General features: G+C 67.8%; 16 protein-coding genes. 8 read left to right on the forward strand and 8 right to left on the reverse strand.

Going from position 1 to position 18822, the window contains the following annotated elements:
• Window positions 1–3: 3 nt before the first annotated feature.
• Complete coding sequence (gene gmk, locus ACJ4V0_RS09120) at window positions 4–675, forward strand: guanylate kinase (RefSeq protein WP_448299266.1); 672 nt, start codon at window positions 4–6, stop codon at window positions 673–675.
• On the opposite strand, the gene rsmA is transcribed toward gmk, so the two are convergent.
• The 6 genes from rsmA to lptF all read right to left on the reverse strand — a co-directional run bounded on the left by rsmA (window position 676) and on the right by lptF (window position 8431).
• On the reverse strand, window positions 676–1515 hold the full coding sequence (gene rsmA / locus ACJ4V0_RS09125) for a 16S rRNA (adenine(1518)-N(6)/adenine(1519)-N(6))-dimethyltransferase RsmA (RefSeq protein WP_448299267.1): 840 nt from the start codon (window positions 1513–1515) through the stop codon (window positions 676–678). It abuts the gene before it with no gap.
• Complete coding sequence (gene pdxA, locus ACJ4V0_RS09130) at window positions 1512–2519, reverse strand: 4-hydroxythreonine-4-phosphate dehydrogenase PdxA (RefSeq protein ID WP_448299268.1); 1008 nt, start codon at window positions 2517–2519, stop codon at window positions 1512–1514. The genes rsmA and pdxA overlap by 4 nt, the downstream gene beginning before the upstream one ends.
• A gap of 10 nt (window positions 2520–2529) precedes the next feature.
• Window positions 2530–3480, reverse strand: a complete 951-nt coding sequence (locus ACJ4V0_RS09135) for a peptidylprolyl isomerase (RefSeq protein WP_448299269.1) — start codon at window positions 3478–3480, stop codon at window positions 2530–2532.
• A gap of 78 nt (window positions 3481–3558) precedes the next feature.
• Window positions 3559–6171 (reverse strand): LPS-assembly protein LptD, encoded by a 2613-nt coding sequence (lptD, locus tag ACJ4V0_RS09140; RefSeq protein WP_448299270.1) that lies wholly within the window; start codon window positions 6169–6171, stop codon window positions 3559–3561.
• Complete coding sequence (gene lptG / locus ACJ4V0_RS09145) at window positions 6171–7253, reverse strand: LPS export ABC transporter permease LptG (protein ID WP_448299271.1); 1083 nt, start codon at window positions 7251–7253, stop codon at window positions 6171–6173. The genes lptD and lptG overlap by 1 nt, the downstream gene beginning before the upstream one ends.
• Complete coding sequence (gene lptF, locus ACJ4V0_RS09150) at window positions 7253–8431, reverse strand: LPS export ABC transporter permease LptF (RefSeq protein WP_448299272.1); 1179 nt, start codon at window positions 8429–8431, stop codon at window positions 7253–7255. The genes lptG and lptF overlap by 1 nt, the downstream gene beginning before the upstream one ends.
• Before the next feature lie 201 nt (window positions 8432–8632).
• On the opposite strand from lptF, the gene ACJ4V0_RS09155 reads away from it, so the two are divergent.
• Genes ACJ4V0_RS09155 through ACJ4V0_RS09170 form a run of 4 tightly spaced genes read left to right on the forward strand, consistent with a single transcriptional unit; the run spans window position 8633 to window position 12537 of the window.
• Window positions 8633–10129 (forward strand): leucyl aminopeptidase, encoded by a 1497-nt coding sequence (locus ACJ4V0_RS09155; protein ID WP_448299273.1) that lies wholly within the window; start codon window positions 8633–8635, stop codon window positions 10127–10129.
• Between the two features lie 33 nt (window positions 10130–10162).
• A complete protein-coding gene (locus ACJ4V0_RS09160) occupies window positions 10163–10615 on the forward strand; it encodes a DNA polymerase III subunit chi (protein ID WP_448299274.1) in 453 nt (150 codons plus the stop codon).
• Window positions 10612–11796, forward strand: a complete 1185-nt coding sequence (locus ACJ4V0_RS09165; RefSeq protein ID WP_448299275.1) for an MFS transporter — start codon at window positions 10612–10614, stop codon at window positions 11794–11796. Before ACJ4V0_RS09160 ends, ACJ4V0_RS09165 begins: the two co-directional genes overlap by 4 nt.
• A 57-nt stretch (window positions 11797–11853) precedes the next feature.
• Window positions 11854–12537 carry a helix-turn-helix transcriptional regulator gene (locus ACJ4V0_RS09170; RefSeq protein ID WP_448299276.1) on the forward strand — a complete coding sequence of 228 codons (684 nt, stop codon included), beginning with the start codon at window positions 11854–11856 and terminating at the stop codon, window positions 12535–12537.
• Here the strand turns inward: ACJ4V0_RS09170 and ACJ4V0_RS09175 are convergent.
• Window positions 12534–14402 carry an ABC-F family ATP-binding cassette domain-containing protein gene (locus ACJ4V0_RS09175; RefSeq protein WP_448299277.1) on the reverse strand — a complete coding sequence of 623 codons (1869 nt, stop codon included), beginning with the start codon at window positions 14400–14402 and terminating at the stop codon, window positions 12534–12536. The genes ACJ4V0_RS09170 and ACJ4V0_RS09175 overlap by 4 nt on opposite strands.
• 173 nt (window positions 14403–14575) lie before the next feature.
• On the opposite strand from ACJ4V0_RS09175, the gene ACJ4V0_RS09180 reads away from it, so the two are divergent.
• Complete coding sequence (locus ACJ4V0_RS09180) at window positions 14576–15295, forward strand: aquaporin (protein WP_448299278.1); 720 nt, start codon at window positions 14576–14578, stop codon at window positions 15293–15295.
• 111 nt (window positions 15296–15406) lie between these two features.
• On the opposite strand, the gene ACJ4V0_RS09185 is transcribed toward ACJ4V0_RS09180, so the two are convergent.
• Window positions 15407–15742 (reverse strand): hypothetical protein, encoded by a 336-nt coding sequence (locus ACJ4V0_RS09185; protein WP_448299279.1) that lies wholly within the window; start codon window positions 15740–15742, stop codon window positions 15407–15409.
• A 201-nt stretch (window positions 15743–15943) separates the two neighbouring features.
• On the opposite strand from ACJ4V0_RS09185, the gene ndk reads away from it, so the two are divergent.
• Window positions 15944–16369: a nucleoside-diphosphate kinase gene (gene ndk / locus ACJ4V0_RS09190; RefSeq protein ID WP_448299280.1), complete on the forward strand. Its 426-nt coding sequence runs from the start codon at window positions 15944–15946 to the stop codon at window positions 16367–16369.
• A gap of 108 nt (window positions 16370–16477) precedes the next feature.
• Entirely contained in the window at window positions 16478–18592 is a 2115-nt protein-coding gene (locus ACJ4V0_RS09195; protein WP_448299281.1) for a molybdopterin-containing oxidoreductase family protein, read from the forward strand.
• Window positions 18593–18822: the final 230 nt, after the last annotated feature.

The raw sequence follows: 18822 nt of genomic DNA on the forward strand, positions 1-18822 counted from the left end.
GCCATGGCCGACCCCGTCACCGCCCGCCGCGGCCTCATGCTGATCCTCACCTCGCCCTCCGGGGCGGGAAAGTCGACGCTGACACGCCAGCTCCTGCAGGAGGAGACCGACATCGCGCTCTCGGTGTCGGTGACGACCCGCGCCCGGCGGAAGGACGAGATCGACGGCGTCCACTACCATTTCATCGACCGCCCCGCCTTCGAGCGCCTGCGCGAGGCCGGCGACCTGCTGGAGTGGGCCGAGGTCCACGGCAACTGCTACGGTACCCCGCGCCGGGCCGTGGAGGATGCGCTGTCCGCGGGCAAGGACGTCCTCTTCGACATCGACGTCGCCGGCGTACGCCAACTCGCGGAAATGGTGCGTGAGGACATGGCGACGGTGTTTCTGCTGCCGCCCTCGGTCGCCGAACAGATTGCCCGACTGAAGCGGCGGGCGAGCGACGACGAGGCCGCCATTCTCAAGCGGCTGAAGACGGCGCGCGACGAGATCGGCCACTGGGCCGATTTCGACTACATCCTGGTCAACGAGGATCTCGGCCGCGCCTTCGCGGAGCTGCGCGCCATTCTCCACGCCGAACGGCTGAAGCAGCGTCGGCGTCCGAAGATCGAGGCGCTGATCGCGGAACTTGGCCGCGACCTCGACGGCATCCTCGCGGCCGGCAGCCTGCCGACCTGATCATCCCGCCGCCAGCCGCGCCAGCCGGCAGAAGTCCTCGATGGTCAGATTCTCCGCCCGCTCGGTCGGGTCGAGTCCCGCCGCCTCGATCAGCGGCATGGGATCGCTGACGAGCCCCTTCAGGCTCTGGCGGATCATCTTGCGGCGCTGGCCGAAGGCCGCCAGCGTCACCCGCTCCAGCATCTTCACGGCGCAGGGCAGGGGCTCTGCCCGCGGCACCAGATGCACGACGGAGGAGGTGATCTTCGGCGGCGGCACGAAGGCCGAGGGGGCCACATCGAACATGATCCTGGCCTCCGTCCGCCAGCCGCAGAGCACGCCGAGCCGGCCGTAGGGATCGCTGCCCGGCGCGGCGACGATGCGCTGCGCCACCTCCTTCTGGAACATCAGTGTCAGCGACTGGTACCAGGGCGGCCAGGCCTCGCCCGTCAGCCAGCCGGTGAGGAGGTTCGTGCCGATGTTGTAGGGCAGGTTCGCGACGATGCGCGCCGGCGCACCCGCCGTCAGCGCGGCCATGTCGACCTTGAGGGCATCGGCCTCGATGACCTCCAGCCGGCCGGGATAGGCCGCCGCGACCTCGGCCAGAGCCGGCAGGCAGCGGGCGTCGCGCTCGATGGCGATGACCCGTGCCGCGCCTCCGGCCAGCAGCGCCCGCGTCAGCCCGCCGGGGCCGGGACCGACCTCCACGACGGTCGCGCCCTCCAGCGGCCCCGAGGCGCGGGCGATGCGGCTCGTCAGGTTGAGGTCGAGCAGGAAGTTCTGGCCGAGGGCCTTCTTCGCCATCAGCCCGTGGCGGGCGATGACCTCGCGCAGCGGCGGCAGGGTGTCGATAGCGGTCAAGCGGGCTTCTTCTGCGACAGCCGCCCTGCGAGGGCAATGGAATGGATCATGCTGGTCGGGCGCGCCTTGCCGGTGCCGGCGAGGGAATAGGCCGTGCCGTGATCCGGCGAGGTGCGGATGAACGGCAGCCCCAGCGTGACGTTGACGCCCTCGTCGAAGGCGATGGTCTTGATCGGCGCCAGCACCTGATCGTGATACATGCCGAGCACGACATCGTAGGTCGTCCGCGCCTCGGGGTGGAACAGCGTATCGGCGGGATGGGGTCCGGTGGCGGCGATGCCGATGCGGTTCAGCTCGGCGATGGCCGGAGCGACAACCTCCTGGTCCTCGAGGCCGATCAGCCCGTTCTCCCCCGCATGCGGGTTGAGGCCGCAGACGGCGAGGCGCGGCCTCTCAATGCCGAACTTCGTTGCGAGGTCATGGGCCACCACGGCCCCGGTATCGACGATGAGGCTCGTGGTCAGCCGCGCGGGCACTTCCGAAATCGGAATGTGGATGGTCACGGGCACGACGGCGAGCGTCTCGCTCCAGATCATCATGACGGGGCGGACAGGGCCGACGCGGAACGGCCGCGCCAGCTCGCCGAGGAATTCAGTGTGGCCGGGATGCTGGAAGCCGGCTGCCGCCAGCACGGCCTTGGAGATCGGCGCCGTGACGAGCGCCCGCGCCCGGCCCGAGCGGATGTGATCGACGCCGGCGCGGATCGCCTCGATGACGACGAGGCTGGTCTCCGGGGTCGGCTCGCCCGGCCGGTCCGCGATTCCGTCGCCGATGTCGAGCACCGGCAGGCCGTAGGGGAAGGTCTCGTTCGTCTCTTCCGGCAGGCAGGGGACGACGGGCACGCCGATGCCGAGCCGCGCCGCCCGCAGCTCCATCAGAGCCGCATCGCCGATGACGTAGAAGGGCGGCAGTGCGTTCTCGCGCCTGTCCCGCCAGGCCATGAGGGCGACGTCCGGCCCGATGCCGGCCGGTTCCCCCATGGAGATGGCGACGGGGAGGTGCATGGCGCGCCGCTCAGCGCCGGGGAGCGGCGCGGCCGTCGCTGTAGGTGATCGACGCGGTCTGGCGCAGCCGGGCGAGATAGGTCTCGGAGATGCGCTTCATTTCGGCCGTTGTCATCTCCTCCCGCACCTGGTTGCGGGCCGCGGTGTCGCTGGTGCTGGCCTCTTCCTTGGAGCAGATGGCGATCATCTCGATGCCCTGCTGGGTGCGGCTCGGCGGCGTCAGCTTGCCGACGGCGGTCTGGTTGAGCACCTGCTGGAAGGCCGGGCTGAGGTCTGTGCTCAGACGGCGGAACTGCTCGCGGATGGCGGCGTCCGGAATGCGGCTCACCTGTTCGAGATCGGTGGCGCAGCTGGAAAAGCGTCCGCGCAGGGCATTGGCCTCCGCCATGCGGCGCTGAACCTGGGCGGCCGGCGCCGTCGCAGGCACAAGCAGCACGATGGGGCGCAGCACATAGTTGGACGGGCGCGTTGCGCCCTGCCGGCGCGCCAGCGCGTCGACGAGCTGCGTGTCGGTAATGAAGATGGTGCGGCCATAGCGCGCGCCGATGAGGTTCGACCATGACAGGTCGGCGCGCAGCTTGCCCCGGTAGACCCGCGGCTCGATGCCCTGTGCGCGCAGCACCTGGTCGAAGCCGCGCGGGTCGATGCCCGAGCGCTGGGCCACCTGGGCATAGGCGGCGGCCACCTGCTGATCGTTGGCCTCGACGCGGAAGCGGCGCGCCTCGGCGAACTTGATGCGGTCGTTGATCAGGTCCTGCAGGGCCTGCTCGGCCGAATGCGGCCGCCCCTCGCGCAATTGCAGGAGACGCTGGCGCTGCGGAATGTCGAAGCTGGTGATCGGAACGCCCGCGACGCTGGCGATTACCCGGCCTTCCTGGGCGCGGGCGGCGGTCGGCGCGGCAAGGCCGCCGATGAGGGCGACGAGAAGGGCAGCGACGGACAAGGGTCGCACGGGAACCATGGTGGCGCCTCCTTGGGACTGTTGGAATGCCAAGCCTGCTCCCTCGCGCACGAGGGTGGCGCAATCAGGGCAGGGGGCTCATTGAGAGGGCGGATTGAACCAGTTCGAGACGTTCTGGGAGAGGGTCAGTTCGCCGATGGTGCGCAGGTTGAACCGGAACATGAAGCGGTGGACGTCGCGGGTCGTCGTCGCCGAATTTAGAGTCACGACCTCGGCCGCAAAATCGCGCGAATAGTAGAAGCCGAGCTGCATGGCGTCGTCGAGATAGTTCACGCCGACGAGCAGGCTCTCCACCTTGTTGCGCTCTTCGAGCGGCAGAAGATTGACGTTGTTTGCCAGAAGGTTCTGCCGCTGGAACGCGAAGCGCGCCGCGCCATAGACCGTCCAGTTCTTCGCCATCGTGTAGGAGACGCCGGCGCCGATCGCGCTGCGCGGCACCTGGTATCCGAGAACTGGCTGCGCGGCGAGATAGCCGAAGGTGCCGGTCACCGCCAGGTTGCCGAAGCGACCGGTCGCGTCGACCTCGCCGCGCTGCAGGGCGAAGGAGCCCTCGTCGAAGCGGCCGCGCGCCGAGAAGCGGAAGCTCCGGTCGAGTTGGTACTGGAAGCGGGCCACATAGTCCGACCGCGGCTTGTCGAGGCCCGAATTGGCGCCCGTGCTGGAAGCATCGTAGAGCGCGCCGTCCGAGAACGAGTTGACGCCGAACAGATGTCGCGACTGTCCGAACAGCACGTTGAACGACGAGCCGTTGTTGAAGCGGTGGGTCAGGTTCAGGCCGAAATTGAGCCGGCCGCCGCCCTCGACGCGGTCCCAGCCGGAGAACTTGTTGACCTGGAACAGGTTGGTGTCGTCGAAGACGAGGCTCTGCGCATCCTCGTTCGGGATATGGCCGATGTTCGTCTCGTTCGGCCGGGCGATGAACTGCACGATCGGCTCGACGGTGGTGGTGCCATAGGCGTTCGCAGCGATCCACGGATAGCGATAGGTCATGCCGACGACCGGCATGACGCGGGTCTGCGTGCGATTGTCCTGGGCAAGGCGGTCGAAGGAGCCGAGAACGGCGGCATTGTCCTTCAGGCGGTAGTAGGTCACGTCGCCGCGCAGCGAGGCGAAGGGCTCCCAGACCTGGCCCATCGAGTCGATGACCCGCCGACGCCAGGCAACCTCGGCCGAGGCGCGGGAGTACATGCCGTCAATGCCGTTCACCAGGCAGTTCGAGGGCAATACAGTACCAGGGTTCGTCCGGTCACAAACGACGACGCCATCCAACTGGTTGCGCTTGGACAGATCGGCGGATTCGCGCGTGAGGCTGACGACGCTGGTGCGCCAGGAGAACTCGCCGCCGGCCACCGACTGGTCCAGGACCCTGAAATAGTCGAGCACGGGGTGGGTGGTCGGCAGGATCTTGTTGTTGGTATCCGTCGCCGTGATGCCGACATAGCGTGTCGTCGACAGGTCGAACCAGCTGCGCGGGCCCTGTCCCCGCAGGAACAGGCGGGAATTGGCCTCTGTCTGCCCCGGCAGCGACAGCGAATAGTCACGCAGGAAGGCCGTGTCGGACATGAGATTGAGATCCCAGCCCACCGACCAGCGCTCGTTGATGCGGAACTGGCCGGTCGTGTGCAGGATGCCGCGGAACTCGCGGTTGCCGACCTCCGGGGTGCCGTCGGAGTAGAAGAAGACCGAGGGGTCGTTCTGGCGGATGCCGGCCGCGCGGATCGTGTAGTAGCCGCTCTCGAACCCGTGCCGCCACTCGACGATCGGCATGAAGCCCTGCCGCAGATAGTACCGCGGCGCGATCAGCAGGTCGTAATTCGGCTGGATGTTCCAGAAATAGGGAACCTCGATGCCGATGCCGGTGCGGTTGGAGCCGGCGATCCCCGGCATGAGCAGGCCCGATGCCTTCCGCACGGTCGGATCGGGCGCCCACATGCGGGGGATGTAGGCGATCGGCAGGCCGAACATCTCGAAACGTGAATCCTCGAAATAGATGGTGCGCTCGGATTCGCGGTGGATGATGCGCTTCGACTTGATCACCCAGGTCGGCGGCTTGGTCTGGTCGGCGCGGCAGGAATCGCAGGCCGTGTAGGCGGCCCGCTCGAAGATGGTGGTGTCGGCGTTCTCGCGCGTGACACTGGCGGCGCCGATGAAGCGCCGGTCCGTCGTCTCGATGTTCAGCGAGCGGATGAAGCCGTTGGTGAACTGCTGGTCGAATTCCAGGTCCTGCGCGTGGGCGATGGTGCCGGAGGGCTCCGTCACGCGGACGTTGCCGGTCGCCCTGACGCGGTTCGACTGCCGGTCGTAGGTGACGACATCGGCCTCGATGGTGCGGCCGTCATAGTAGATCTGGACGTTGCCGCGCGCCGACACGCGGCTGGTTCGCTCATCATACACGAGTTGGCCGGCATTCACCTGCATCGGCGTGCCGCGGGGGGTTGACGAGAAGGTCGGTCCGGCGCTCGGCAGGGGCGACGTGACGCTGGCCGGGCTGCGGGCGGCCGGCTGGTTCTGGATCTGCGTGGGATCGGCGATGTAGAGCCGCTGCTCCGCCGGGTCGTTCGGCGACTGGGCGCGCGCGGGCGCAAGTCCGCCCGACGCGACGACCAGGGCCAGCAGGCTGGCGGTCGCGGTCAGGGCAGAGCGGGCGATTCGGGCCGGAGAAGCCGTCAGGCGGCTTGCTGCGCGAAGCATCAGCCGTCCTCCTGCTTCAATAGAACCATAAAACCCATCAACGCACCGATAAATGCAGGCGACCACGCGGCAAGGACCGGGGGCACGAGATTCGAGCGTCCCAGATTGCCGGCGAGTTCGGACCCCACGTAAAGCAAAAATCCGGCGACCACGCCACCCAGAATCGTCTTGCCCAGGCCGCCGAGGCGGGCGAAGCGCAGCGTCGCCGCGGCGGCGACCAGCACCATCGCCACCAGAAGCAGGGGTCTCGCCAGCAAAAGCTGGTACTGCAGCTCGAAACGGGCGGCCGGCAGGCCAGACTTGCGCGCCAGCTCGATGAACTGCGGAAGCTCCCAGAACGACACCTGTTCGGGCATGACGAAGCTCTGCCGCACCTGCTCGGCCGTCAGCTCGGTCGTCAGGCGATAGGTCTCGTGCTTCACCGGCTCGCTGCCGACCGGCGTCACGCGCGCCTGGTGGAGGAGCCAGTGGCCATTGCCGAGTTCAGCGGTCTCGGCGTCGATGCGTTCCTTGAACTGGCCGTCCGTCCCATAGACCAGTACGCTGATGCCGGTGAGGCGCTGGCCGCGATCGGTGGCTGACGCGGCGTTGATGACCGCCTGACCCGTCGGGGTGGCCTGCCGCAGCCAGAAATTGGTCCGGGCTTCGGAGTAGAGCGCCCGTCCGAACAACGCCGACTCCAGCCGGTAGCTCCGCTCGCGGAAGTCTGACGCAACGGGGTTGTAGATGGTAGCCGCGAACACGCCGAGCAGCAGGGCGACGATCACCGCCGGGGCGAGGAACTGCCAGGCCGAGAGCCCCGCCGCACGCGCCACCACCAGCTCCAGCTTCCGTGACAGGCCGAGGAAGCAGAGCATCGCGCCGACCAGCACCGCGAAGGGCAGCACGATCTCGATGAAGGCGGGGACGCGGTAGAGCGTCAGGAGGGCGACGAGATGGGCCGGAGCGCGGCTCGCATCCTCGACGCGCCGGAGCTGCTCGACGAAATCGACGATGAGAACCAGCCCGAACGTGCCGAGGAAAGTGCCTCCGACCGCGGCGAGGAATTTCCGCGTCATGTAGCGGGAGAAGGTCGACACCATCAGGCCTTGCCTCCCGCCGAGCTGCGGGCCGCGATGAGGCGGGTCAGGCGTTCGGTCAGGTCGTTGGACAGCCGTGTCAGCGCCGCCGGCGCACGCAGTTTCAGGAGGCCGAGTGAGATGGCGCCGAAGACGCCGATGGTGGCGAGCGGCAGGAGATAGACGAGCGGCACCGCCGCCGGGCGAGCGGCCACGAGGCCGGATACGGCGAAGCCGCCGCCCCTGACGGCAGCCATCAGCCCGATCGCACCTGCGACCGCGGCACCGCGGCTTTGCCGCGTCGTACGGGCCTGTCCCAGCATGGCGAACGCAATACACATCATGGCCAGTGGGTAGAGCGGCGCGGCGAAACGGTCGTGCAGCTCCTGACGGAACCGCCCACGCCACCGCTCCAGCATGGGATCGGCGGGGTCGGGGTTCATGAGCTCCGAGGTGTAGCGCTCGGATGGTCTATAAATCGTTTCCGCAGACTGGGTGAGTTGCGACAGGTCGAAGGCGTAGCGGTCGAAGACGACGATGGAGGTCGTGCCTTCCTTCGTCTCGCGACGCTGCAGATTGCCGTTTTCCAGCACGAAGAAGGTGCCCTGCGGTTGCTCGGTGATGACGCCGCGCTCGGCGACATAGGTCATGTGGACCTGTGCATCGCGGACATCCGAGACCACGATGCCGAGCAGCACGCCCCCGGGCGCGCGGTCGCGGATATGGAAGGTGAGGCCGCGGTCGGCCTGCGTGAACTGGCCGGGCCGCACGATGGCCGTCAGCAGATTGGCCTGGACCTGGGTCAGGAGCAGGCGGAAATGCCGGATCGAGGATGGCGTCAGCCACAGCGACAGCGTCCCGACCATCGCCATCACGAGGACGGTGAGGATCATGAGGGGGCGGGCGAGCCGGGCCGGCGACACGCCCGCCGCCGACATGACGATGAGCTCGGAATCGCCGTTCAGCTTGTTCAGGGTCTGCACGATGGCGATGAACAGGGCGATCGGCGCGATCAGCGCGACGAGCACCGGGATGCCGAGGCTCGTCATCAGGAAGAACAGCGCGATGGTCTGGCCGCTGTTGGTCACGAGGTCGAGCTGCCGCAGGACCTGCGTGATCCACACCACCAGTGTCAGAACGAAAAGCCCCGCCACGAAGGCGAGCGCGGCCTGCCGGAAGATGTAGCGTTCGAGGGATCCCATTCCCGGCTCATGCTGGTGCAGGGTCCGCCAACCCGCGCTTGTGTCAGGGGCCAAGGGTTAGAAGCGGATCGTGGCGGCGGCAAGGTGGCCGCGCTCCGCAATGCCGAATCCCGCAGAGGCGTCTCCCCCGGGCCACAACGTCGCGTTAGTGTGATCCGTCAGGGCCTTGTGCCCGATTCTCTCCCGAAGCAAGTTTGCCCCATGCCCGACAGCCTCAAGATCAGCTTCGCCCCGCTCTCGTCGAACGCCACCGGCCTCGTTGTCGCTCTGGTCGGCACCGACCTTGCCCTGCCGAAGACGGCGGCCGCCCTGCTCGCGCCCGCCAAGGGCCTGTTCGAGCGCGCGGCCGGCGAGGACGGCTTCAAGGGCAAGTCGGGCGCCTTTCTCGACATTCTGGCGCCGGAGAAGGTGGCGGCGTCGCGCATCCTGGTGGCCGGCGTCGGCAAGCCCGCCGACTGGAAGGAACTCGACGTCATCAAGCTTGGCGGCGCCATCTGCTCCCGCCTGCCGGATGCCGCGACCGATGCCGCGGTGATCCTCGAGACGGCGGCGGGGCCGCTCTCGGCCGAGCAGGCCGCTGACGTCGCGCTCGGCCTGCGCCTGCGCTTCTATGCCTTCGATCGCTACAAGACGAAGAAGAAGGACGGCGAGGAGGGGCCGAAGAAGCGCTCCGTGACGCTGCTCGTCGCCGACGAGAAGGCGGCCCGCAAGGCCTTCAAGGCGCGCGAGGCCATCGCCGACGGCGTCGATCTCGCCCGCGATCTCGTCAATGAACCGCCGAACGTGCTGTTCCCGGTCGAGTTCGCCAGGCGGGCGGCGGTGCTGTCGCGGCTCGGGGTCGACGTCGAGATTCTTGGCGAGAAGGAGATGAAGAAGCTTGGCATGGGCGCGCTGCTGGCCGTCGGCCAGGGCTCGGCCCGCGACAGCCAGGTCGTCGTCATGCGCTGGGACGGCGGCAAGGACGGCGAGGCGCCGGTCTGCCTCGTCGGCAAGGGCGTCTCCTTCGATTCCGGCGGCATTTCGCTGAAGCCCGGCGAGGGCATGCAGGACATGAAGGGCGACATGGGCGGCGCCGCCGCCGTCGTCGGCGCCATGCATGCGCTGGCCGCCCGCAAGGCGCGCGTCAACGTGGTAGGCATCATCGGCCTGGTCGAGAACATGCCCGACGGCAACGCCTATCGCCCCGGCGACATCCTCACCTCCATGTCGGGCCAGACCATCGAGATGATCAACACCGACGCCGAGGGCCGCCTCGTGCTCGCGGACATCCTCTGGTATGCCAAGGACCGCTTCAAGCCGAAGGCCATGGTCAATCTGGCGACCCTCACCGGTGCCATCATGGTGGCCCTCGGCCAGGAACATGCCGGCCTCTTCTCCAACAACGACGATCTCGCGAATGGGCTCTCCGAAGCGGGTCTCGCCACCGGCGAGAAGGTCTGGCGCATGCCGCTGACCCCCGAATACGACAAGCTGATGGACAGCCAGTTCGCCGACATGAAGAACGCCGGCGGGCGCTATGCCGGCGCGATCACGGCGGCGCAGTTCCTGCAGCGCTTCGTCGGCGATACGCCGTGGGCCCACCTCGATGTCGCCGGCACGGCGATGAACTCGACCAACGGCGACCTCAACCGCTCCTGGGGCGCGGGCTGGGGCGTGAGGCTCCTCGACAGGCTGGTGGCGGACGGCTACGAGCGCTGATCCCCGCAGAGCCATGCAAAAACGACGGAACTCGTGACCGACATCCTGTTCTACCATTTGCAGAACCAGCCGCTCGAAAGGGTCTTGCCGGTGCTGCTCGAAAAATCGGTGGAACGCGGCTGGAAAGTCGTCGTCGAGGCGACCTCTCCCGAGCGGGTCGAGGCCCTCGACGCGTTCCTGTGGACCTTTGACGATGCGAGTTTCCTGCCGCACGGCACGGACCGCGATGCCGATGCCGCGCTGCAGCCGGTCCTGATCACCTCCGGCTCCGGGCGCGCCAACGGTGGATCGGTCCGCTTCCTCGTCGACGGCGCCCCGCTGCCTGCCGACATGGAGACCTACGAGCGGATCGTGCTGCTCTTCGACGGCAACGATCCCGATGCTCTCGATCAGGCGCGCGCACACTGGAAGACGGCACGCTCGGCTGGGCATGACTGCACCTACTGGCAGCAGGACGATGCCGGGCGATGGGGGAAGAAGGCGTGACCGGCGCGCCGGCCGCCGGGCCCCCGCGCGGATTCGTCGACAGTACCGCCCGCTCTGAATTCGTCCGCCTGGCGGCGATCATCTTCCTGACCGCCATGACCAACCAGCAGTCCGTGCTGCTCGCCGTCGTCTGGGAGCAGGCGGGGTTCGCCCATCGCGACATCGGCCTGCTGATCGCCGTCTATGGCATCCCGCTGGTGCTGATGAGTCTGTTCTCCGGCCCGCTCGCCAACCGCATAGGGCTTCTGCAGACCGTGCGCATCGGCGCCGTGCTGACGGCGCTGGGCTTCCTCAGCCTCTACTTCACCCATGAGAGCGTCCTCGGTTCGCTCGCCTCGCGCCTCGTCCAAGGCACTGGCTTCGCACTGTTCCACGCGCCGGTCATGACCTATGGCACGACGCGGCTGACGCGTGAACGCTTCGTCCGCCTCTTCGGCCTGCTCTCGGCGATGGCGCCGCTGCCCTATGCCTTCGGCCCCATCGTCGCCGAGTTCCTCTACCACGCCTTCGGCGCCCACGGTTACTTCCTGGCAGGCACCGTGCCGGCCCTCATCGGTCTGCCGCTGTTGTGGACCATCCGCCCGGCGGAGAAGGCCGAGGGTCCGGTCGGCGGCATTTTCGGTCTCATCGCGACCCCGCGCATCTGGCTGCCACTCACCGCCGCCATCGTCTACGGCTACATGTTCGGTTTCATCAGCGCCTATGCGGCGCCCTTCCTGGTGGAGCGCGGCATCGTCGTCGGCACCTTCTTCACCGCCTTCACCATCTCGATCTTCGCGGTCCGCTTCGGCGGCCTCGCCCTGATCGAAAACATCGACCGCCGCCTCGTGGTGGCGGGGGGCGCCGTGCTTCTCGCGGCCGGGCTGGTTCTCGTGGCCCTCGCCCAGACGGTCACCGGCGTCGCCGTGGCCGGTCTGGTCTTCGGCCTCGGCCATTCCATCGGCTTTCCGGTGCTGTCGGCCTGGATCTGCGACGGCACCCCGCCCGAGCAGCGCGCCACTCCCATGGCCGTGTTCAACGCCACCTTCTTCGCCGCCATGACGGTCATCGCCCTGCCGGCGAGCCTGGCGATCGGCCAGTTCGGCTACGTGCCGGTCATGATCTCGCTGTCGGTGTCGAGCCTCGGCCTGACCCTGCTTCTGATCTATGCGTGGTCGCGACGTTTTCGCAGGCGGCGATAGCTCTGTTGCCAGTATGCTGCCATAACGCTGGCAGCAGCCCTGCGGCAGAGTGTCCCCATGAGACCGTCCGACCGCCTGTTCCAGATCATCCAGATCCTGCGCCGTTCGCGCCGGCCCCTGACCGCCGAGGCGATCGCGGCGGAGCTTGAGACGTCCAAGCGCACGATCTACCGCGACATCTCAACGCTCGTCGGCCAGCGTGTGCCGATCCGCGGCGAGGCCGGGCTCGGCTATGTGCTGGAAGGCGGCTTCGACCTGCCGCCGCTGATGCTGACATCCGACGAGATCGAGGCCGCCGCCCTCGGCGCCCGCTGGGTGCAGTCGCGCGGCGACCCCGCGCTGTCGCGCGCGGCGGCCGACCTCATCGCCAAGCTCGCCGCCATTGTCCCTGAGCGCCTGCGCGATGTGGCGCTCGATCCCGTCTCGCGTACGGGACCTGCCTGGGAGCCGACCGAGGACCGCATCGACCTTGCCCGCGTGCGCGGCTGGATCCACGAGGGCCGGAAGATCGCGCTCGGTTACAGCGACGAGCAGGGCAGGGCGACCCAGCGCATCCTCTGGCCGGTGGCGGTGGGCTATTTCGACAGCGTCCGCCATCTCATCGCCTGGTGCGAGCTCAGGCGCGACTTCCGCTCCTTCCGCACCGACCGCATCGCCTCCGCCGAATTCCTCGACGAGCGCTATCCCGAGCGGCCGAGCGTGCTGCGGGCCAGGTGGCGGAAGACGCTGAAGGAGAACTAGGCCGGCGCAGTCGCGGACTCCAGTTCCGCGCTCGCCTCCAGCCAGGCTTCCTCCGCCTCGGCGAGTTGCTTCTCGCGCAGCGCGCGGGTCTTCGACGCCTGCGCTGCGCTGTCGGGATGGGCTTCGAAGTAGCCGGGCTGGGCGAGGATTCGGTCGATCTTGTCGATGTCGCTGCGCAGTTTGGCCATCCCGGCCTCGATCTCGGCGACCTTCTTCGCCAGCGCCTTGGTCTCGCTGCGCGACGGTGCGGCGGGCCTTGCCTCCGCGCTCGCCTTCTCTGATTTCACAGGCGTCGGCGACGATCCCGACAGCACGATCTTGCGGTAGTCGTCGAGGTCGCCGTCGAATGGCTTCACCGTTCCGTCGCGCACGAGCCAGAGACGGTCCACCGTCGATTCCAGCAGGTGGCGGTCATGCGAGACGATCATCACCGCGCCTGAATAGTCGTTGAGCGCCTCGACCAGCGCCGCACGGCTGTCGATGTCGAGGTGGTTGGTCGGCTCGTCGAGGATGAGCAGGTGAGGGCCTTCGAAGACCGCCAGCGCAAAGAGCAGCCGCGCCTTCTCGCCACCGGAGAGCGCGGCAATCCTGGTGTCCGAGCGATCGCCCGAAAAGCCGGCGCGGGCGCAGGCGGCGCGCACCTTCGCCTCCGGGTCGTCGGGCATGAGGCGCCGGAGGTGCTGATAGACGCTCTCGGCCGGCCTCAGCTCATCGAGCTGGTGCTGGGCGAAATAGGCGATCTTCAGCTTGTCGGCGCGCACGATGCGGCCGGACATGGCGTCCAGCCGGGCCGAAATCAGCTTCAGGAAGGTCGACTTGCCGTTGCCGTTGGCGCCGAGCAGGCCGATGCGGTCATCGTCGTCGATCCTGAGGTCGAGCCGCCGGAGGATCGGCTGGCCCGGCGTGTAGCCGACCGAAACGCCCTCCATGTTGATGATCGGCGGCGAGGCCTTGCGCGCCGGCTCCGGGATGATGAAGGGCGGCACGTCCGTTTCCACGATCGTCGCCACCGCTTCCATCTTCTCCAGCATCTTCAGCCGCGACTGCGCCTGCCGCGCCTTGGTCGCCTTGGCGCGGAAGCGGTCGACGAAGGACTGCAGGTGCGCGCGCTTGTCCTCCTGCCGCTTCGCCGCCTTCTCGCGCACCGCGATCTCGATGGCGCGCGAGCGCGCGAAGGTCGTGTAGGACCCCTTCCACAGCGTCAGCTTGCCCTGGTCGAGGTGCAGGATGTGCTCGACGGAAGCGTCCAGCAGGTCGCGGTCGTGGCTGATCAAGAGGACGCTGTGCGGATAGCCGGCAAGATAGTCCTGCAGCCAGAGCGTGCCCTCGAGGTCGAGATAGTTGGTCGGCTCGTCGAGCAGCAGGAGGTCGGGGGCGGTGAACAGCACCGCCGCCAGCGCCACGCGCATGCGCCAGCCGCCGGAGAAGTCCGAGCAGGGTCGCGCCTGCGCCGCCGTGTCGAAGCCGAGGCCGGCGAGAATGGCCGCGGCACGGGCCGGGGCCGAATGGGCGTCGATGTCGACGAGCCGCGTCTGGATCTCGGCGATGCGATGCGGGTCGGTGGCCGTCTCCGCTTCCGCCAGCAGCCGGGCGCGCTCCTTGTCGGCGGCCAGCACGAAGTCGAGGAGGGAATCCGGTCCGCCCGGCGCCTCCTGCGCGACGCCGCCCATGCGGGCCCGCGCCGGAAGCTTGATCGTGCCGGCATCGGCGGCGAGATCGCCCTGGATCACCTTGAACAGGGTCGACTTGCCCGTCCCGTTGCGGCCGAGGAAGCCGACGCGCGCATTCGGTGGCAGCGACACCGACGCATTGTCGATGAGCACGCGGCCGGCCACCCGTACGGTCAGGTCGTTGATCTGCAGCATGAAGCGGCTTTTGAAGGAGGCGGCGGCCGGATACAAGGCCGTGGCGGGCGGATTGCGCGCCCTGCGCACGACCTTCCCGTGAAAGTCGCGGGTGACGTCGTCGCAGGCGGTGTTAGGATTTGTCTCCCCCGATCGACGATTGCCGCGAGTCGGGCCAGGAAGGGAATCGGGTCATGAACGGCTCAACAAAAAAGTATATCGCCGAGTTCATCGGAACGGCGGCGCTGGTCATCATCGGCTGCGGGGTGGTGACCCTCGGCGGTCAGGGCGCCGTCTTCGGCGGCGGGCAGCCCTATGCGGCGCTGGCGACCCTGCCGATCGCCTTTGCCTTCGGCCTCGCCATCGTCGCCATGGCCTACGGCATCGGCCCGGTCTCTGGCTGCCACGTCAATCCGGCGGTCACGGTGGGCGTCTGGATGGCCGGTCGCATGCCGACCTCGGAGGTTCCAGGCTACATCGCAGCCCAGGTCGCCGGCGCCATCGTCGGCGCGGCCATCCTCTATGTGACCCTGACCGGCAAGGCCGGGGGCTATGACGTCACCGCCGCAGGCCTTGGCCAGAACGGCTGGGACCCCGCCAAGGGCTATGGAATGACCTCGGCCATCATCGGCGAGTTCGTTGGAACTTTCCTGTTCCTCGTCTGCATCCTCGGCGTCACCTCCAAGGCCGGATCGCCTGTCGTCGCGGGTCTCGCCATCGGCCTGACGCTCACGGCGATCCACCTGCTGCTGATCCCGGTGACCGGCACCTCCGTCAACCCGGCCCGCTCGATCGGACCGGCGCTGTTCGTCGGAAGCAAGGCGATCGCCCAGCTCTGGCTGTTCATCCTCGTGCCGCTCATCGCTGCCGCGGCGGCCGGCTACCTGTTCAAGGCGAAGATCCTGGAGGCCTGAGCCTCACAAACGGCGACGCCCGCCACCGATAGAGTCTCGGTGGCGGGCTCGTACCCGCGCGGATCGGGTTTGGGGGGGCGTCGGATGATCCGCGCGACTACTCGTGAACCGTCAGCGGCAGACCCGGACCATGCGAACCTCGGGACCCCACGGCGTGTCGACCCAGCGGCGCTCGCGCCAGCATTGAGGAGCGACATAGGCCGGCCGGTAGGGGCGATAGACGCCGTAGTGCGGCGGCGGCGGGCGATAGTGCGGGCGGGGCGCCATATAGGGCGGCGGACCGTAGTGCCGCCGCGGGCCGTCCCAGCCGGGACCGGGGCCCCACTGGACGGGGGTCGCGGTGATCGCCAGATCGACGGCGACCTGGGCCTTGGCGTCTGACGGGACCGCGGCCGCCGCCGACAAGGCAGCGATCCCGGCAAGGGTGGATAGGACGAGACTGCGCATTGGTGGGTCTCCGGTCGCCTCGATCGCTCAACTGCGATCTTGGGCTCATCCTGGGCCAGTGCCGCGGAACCCGTTCTGAACTCTAGCTTCATCGGCGGTTCACCGGCGCGCCACAGTGCCGCCGCGAGGCCCGTTGCGGCCTCATCGGGCCGCTGCTAGAAGCGCGCCACCTTCTCCCACCGATCCATCGAGGAACGAGACATGGCCATCGAGCGCACCTTCTCCATCATCAAGCCGGACGCCACCAAGCGGAACCTGACCGGCGCCGTGAACGCCGTCATCGAGGCCGCCGGCCTGCAGATCGTCGCGCAGAAGCGCATCCGCATGTCGCTGACCGAGGCCCGCAAGTTCTACGCGGTCCACTCCGAGCGCCCCTTCTTCGGCGAACTCGTCGACTTCATGGTCTCGGCCCCGGTCGTGGTGCAGGTGCTCGAAGGCGAGAACGCCGTCGCCAGGTATCGCGAGATCATGGGCGCCACCAACCCGGCCCAGGCCGCCGAGGGCACCATCCGCAAGCTCTACGCCGTCTCCGTCGGCGAGAATTCGGTCCATGGATCGGACTCGGTCGACAACGCCAAGCTCGAGATCGCCCAGTTCTTCTCCGAGAACGAGATCCTTCCGGCCTGATCTCGCTGCACAGGGTGCATGCGCAAAGGCGGGCTCCGGCCCGCCTTTTTCGTTGGCCGCCAATGGGCTAGCCTTGCAGCCAGTCTCGTCTTGCCCCCCGGAGCCGCCATGAACGCCCCCGTCAGCGTCGCGCGCCTGAAGTCGACCTGCCCGCACGACTGCCCCTCCGCCTGCTCGCTGGAGGTGGAGGTCATCGACGGGACGACGATCGGCCGGGTGCATGGCGACCCCCAGCAGAGCTATACGGCCGGCGTCGTCTGCGCCAAGGTCGCGCGCTATGCCGAGCGCATCCACCATCCCGACCGGCTAACATACCCGCTGATCCGCAAGGGTCCGAAAGGCTCCGGCGCGTTCCAGCGCATCTCCTGGGACGAGGCCATGGCGATCACGGCCGAGAGGTTCCTCGAGGCGGAGCGCCGCTACGGTTCCGAGAGCGTCTGGCCCTACTACTACGCCGGCACCATGGGCTTCGTGCAGCGCGACGGCATCAACCGCCTGCGCCACGTGAAGAAATATTCCGGCTTCTATGCCACGATCTGCACCAACATGGCCTGGTCCGGCTTTATCGCCGGCACGGGGCGGCTCGCCGGCGTCGACCCTCGCGAGATGGCGAAGTCCGATGTCGTGGTGATCTGGGGCACCAACCCGGTCTCGACGCAGGTCAACGTGATGACCCACGCCATGAAGGCCCGCAAGGAGCGCGGGGCGAAGATCGTCGTCGTCGATATCTACCGCACCGACACGGTGAAGCAGGCGGATCTCGGTCTCGTCCTGAAGCCGGGAACGGACGCGGCGCTCGCCTGCGCCGTCATGCATGTCCTCTTCCGCAACGGTTATGCCGACCGCGAATATCTCTACGATTACACGGACGTGCCGGCGGAACTGGAATCACATCTTCAGACACGTACGCCGCAATGGGCCGCCGCCATCACCGGGCTGACGGTGGAGGAGATCGAGGCCTTCGCCAGACTCGTCGGCGAGAACAGGAAGACCTTCTTCCGCCTCGGCTACGGTTTCGGCCGTCAGCGCAACGGCGCGGTGAACATGCATGCCGCCTCCTGCATTCCCGCCGTCACCGGCGCGTGGAAATACGAGGGGGGTGGGGCCTTCCACAACAATGGCGCGATCTATCACTGGCGGAAGTCGCTGATCGAGGGGCTCGACGTGAAGGATCCGGCGATCCGCACCCTCGACCAGTCGCGTATCGGCGCGATCCTCACCGGAGAGAGGGCGGCGCTCGCCCGGCCGGACGGATCGGACGGGCCGCCCGTCGCCGCCATGATCATCCAGAACACCAATCCGGTGAACGTCGCGCCGGACCAGTCAAAGGTGATCGCCGGCTTTGCCCGCGACGACCTTTTCACCGTCGTCCACGAGCAGTTCATGACCGACACGGCGAAGATGGCCGATCTGGTGCTGCCCGCGACGCAGTTCATGGAGCACGACGACATGTACCAGGGCGGCGGCCACCAGCACATCATGCTCGGGCTGAAGCTCGTCGATCCGCCGGGCGAATGCCGCTCCAACCACGAGGTCATCAGCGATCTCGCCGCCCGCGTCGGCGCCGAGCACGAGGGCTTCGCCATGACCCCGCGCGAGATCATCGACTGGACGCTGCAGAAGTCCGGCTGGGGCACGTTCGACGAGCTGGCGGCGACCAACTTCCGCGACGTGCAGCCGAAGTTCGAGGAGGCGCACTATCTGAAGGGCTTCGCCTATGGCGACCGCAAGTTCCGCTTCAGGCCGGACTGGCCGAACGTCCCCTATGCCAATATCGGCACGCTGGGGCCGGTCGACACCATGCCCGGCCTGCCCGACCACTGGCCGGTGATCGAGGAGGCCGATGCGGAGTATCCCTTCAGGCTCGCCACCTCGCCCTCGCGCAGCTACCTCAACTCGACCTTCGCCGAGACGCCGTCGTCGCGGAAGCGCGAGGGTCGGCCGGAGGTGATGATCAATCCGGCCGATGCGGCGAGCCTCGGCATCGCAGCCGGCGCGAAGGTCGAGGTCGGTTCGCCGCGCGGCACGGTCATCCTGCACGCGAAGGTCACTGACCAGACGCGGGCGGGAACGCTGATCGCGGAGGGGCTCTGGGCCAATTCGGACCATGAGGCCGGCCGCGGCATCAACATGCTCACAGGCGCGGACGCAGTCGCGCCCTTCGGCGGCGCGGCCTTCCACGACAACAAGGCGTGGCTCCGCCTGTGCGAAGTCGCCGGCTGAAGAGGGGCGGCGGCCTGTTCCTTCAGCGTTGTTGGACGAATATTGTAAGAATTATCGACGCATGGCGGATATCTCCGCTAGTCATCGCACGCCGTCGCTTCGGGTGAAAGCTGTCGAATGATCGGTCTGGTTGGATCGATCTGACGTAACGGAAGGGGGGATGACATGCGATGTCGTTGCGGAAACGCGATCTTGCATGAAATCGGGGCAATGAAATCAATTTTTACGAT

The sequence above is a fragment of the Phreatobacter aquiterrae genome (genome assembly GCF_053471285.1).

Coding starts and splice junctions, on each gene's coding strand:
- ACJ4V0_RS09155 (WP_448299273.1), top strand. CDS start 8,633: ATGCCCGACAGCCTCAAGATCAGCTTCGCCCCGCTCTCGTCGAACGCC.
- ACJ4V0_RS09135 (WP_448299269.1), bottom strand. CDS start 3,480: ATGGTTCCCGTGCGACCCTTGTCCGTCGCTGCCCTTCTCGTCGCCCTC.
- lptG (WP_448299271.1), bottom strand. CDS start 7,253: ATGGTGTCGACCTTCTCCCGCTACATGACGCGGAAATTCCTCGCCGCG.
- ACJ4V0_RS09170 (WP_448299276.1), top strand. CDS start 11,854: ATGAGACCGTCCGACCGCCTGTTCCAGATCATCCAGATCCTGCGCCGT.
- ACJ4V0_RS09185 (WP_448299279.1), bottom strand. CDS start 15,742: ATGCGCAGTCTCGTCCTATCCACCCTTGCCGGGATCGCTGCCTTGTCG.
- ndk (WP_448299280.1), top strand. CDS start 15,944: ATGGCCATCGAGCGCACCTTCTCCATCATCAAGCCGGACGCCACCAAG.
- ACJ4V0_RS09180 (WP_448299278.1), top strand. CDS start 14,576: ATGAACGGCTCAACAAAAAAGTATATCGCCGAGTTCATCGGAACGGCG.
- pdxA (WP_448299268.1), bottom strand. CDS start 2,519: ATGCACCTCCCCGTCGCCATCTCCATGGGGGAACCGGCCGGCATCGGG.
- gmk (WP_448299266.1), top strand. CDS start 4: ATGGCCGACCCCGTCACCGCCCGCCGCGGCCTCATGCTGATCCTCACC.
- ACJ4V0_RS09195 (WP_448299281.1), top strand. CDS start 16,478: ATGAACGCCCCCGTCAGCGTCGCGCGCCTGAAGTCGACCTGCCCGCAC.
- lptF (WP_448299272.1), bottom strand. CDS start 8,431: ATGGGATCCCTCGAACGCTACATCTTCCGGCAGGCCGCGCTCGCCTTC.
- ACJ4V0_RS09175 (WP_448299277.1), bottom strand. CDS start 14,402: ATGCTGCAGATCAACGACCTGACCGTACGGGTGGCCGGCCGCGTGCTC.
- lptD (WP_448299270.1), bottom strand. CDS start 6,171: ATGCTTCGCGCAGCAAGCCGCCTGACGGCTTCTCCGGCCCGAATCGCC.